We start from the raw sequence: 1,429 nt of genomic DNA, 5'->3' as shown, positions 1-1,429 counted from the left end.
CAGCCGGTGCCGAGGGTGACCGCGGTGCGGCGCGCCCGAAGGCACCGACAGCGTCGCCCGCCGGACAGTCGGACACGTCCGCCAGACAGGTGACGGGGCATATCAGCGCGGCGGGCTGTCGCGTAGCAGCGCCCTCGGACAGGCCTAGCCTCGGATCGTTGCGGCGACCGGCCAGCGCAGTGCCTCCGGCTGTCATCGGCTTGTGCCGGTCGACCGCTCCGGCGGAACGACACCCCCAGCATGGATTCCCGCGCTGGCGTGGCACGATCGGGAAGCGGACCGGGCAGTCGCTGCCCGTCACCCTCAGCCTGAGCGTCCCGAGCCCGTCGAGAGGCGAAGGAGCACGGTGACGCCAGGCGTTGCACCGCCGCGGCCCCTGACCGTCCGCCCCCGTCCTCGACACGCTCAGGAGGAGGGGTGAGGGACGAGCCAGCCAGCACCGACCGCCGCTGGCCAGCCGGGATCCTCCGGCCGATCCGTGTCCCCCGCGCCAGCCCGCAGGAACAACAAAGCCGAACCGTCAGCCAAGACGCTGCCGAAACGCTGTGCGGAGGGTTGCGCATCCGCCATCACCTGCGGTGCGGGGCAGCCTGACTACAGGGCCTCGTCGGGCTCTGGCTGCCGTCAGCGGGCGGCTACGCGCCGCCGTTGAAAGGATAGACGTGGATCACGCGATCATGACGCCCCGCCGGAGCCGTTTATGCGAGGCGCGTGGCACGAGGCTTGCGTCTGTTCCGGCAGCCAACGCCATGAGGTTGGCGGAAAGGACAATCATGAAGCGCATACTCGCCACCACCTTTGCCCTGTTGACCCTGACAAGCCTGTGCCGAGCGGAGGACGGGTTCGAGCGCAAGACCGTCGACTACGGCAACTGGAACAGCGGCTTCTTTGCGGACGCGACGACGGTTCGGACTCCGGCCCGCTTTATCTATCTCTCCGGCCAAGGGTCGGAGGACGAGAAGACGGGAGAGATCCGCTACCCCGGCGATATTGCGGCGCAGTGCAAATACGCGTGGGAGAAGATCGAGAAATCGCTAAAGGCGCAGGGAGCGGCGGTGACGGACATCGTCAAGGCGACGACCTACGTCACCCAGCCCGGAATGGCGAAGGTGATCGGCAAGTGCCGCGCCGAGGCCATGAAGGGTGCGCCTGCGACGCCGCATACCTTCCTCGTGGTGCAGGGCTTGGCCTGGCCGGGCATGGTGATGGAGGTCGATGTCGTGGCAGCGGTTGCTCCGTAGGCGATTATATCGCGGCTGCGGGGCAGTCGAGCCCCGGCAATGGCGACGCCACTGAGGTGGCGGAGAGTGCGCGGCCGAAAACCTTATCCCCGCCCTTGTCGCCTGCCCCTATCCTCCGTGTCACCGCCGGCCCATTCGGATGGGCGCGAATGATCACCGGGATCACTCGAAGGGCTGGCGGGCGGTGT

Annotated in this window: 1 protein-coding gene; it reads left to right on the top strand. The window is 68.1% G+C overall.

Annotated features, from left to right (window positions below):
• The first annotated feature begins 773 nt into the window (after positions 1-773).
• The gene (locus C0R46_RS20570; RefSeq protein ID WP_157944715.1) at positions 774-1,241 is read left to right on the top strand and encodes a RidA family protein; all 468 of its coding nucleotides are present in this window, start codon (positions 774-776) and stop codon (positions 1,239-1,241) included.
• Positions 1,242-1,429 lie beyond the last annotated feature (188 nt).

The organism is Mangrovicella endophytica (assembly GCF_002893625.1).
Taxonomy (GTDB): domain Bacteria; phylum Pseudomonadota; class Alphaproteobacteria; order Rhizobiales; family Rhizobiaceae; genus Mangrovicella; species Mangrovicella endophytica.
Note: the sequence above shows the minus strand (reverse complement) of the source record. Positions and strands in the feature narration are given on the sequence as shown.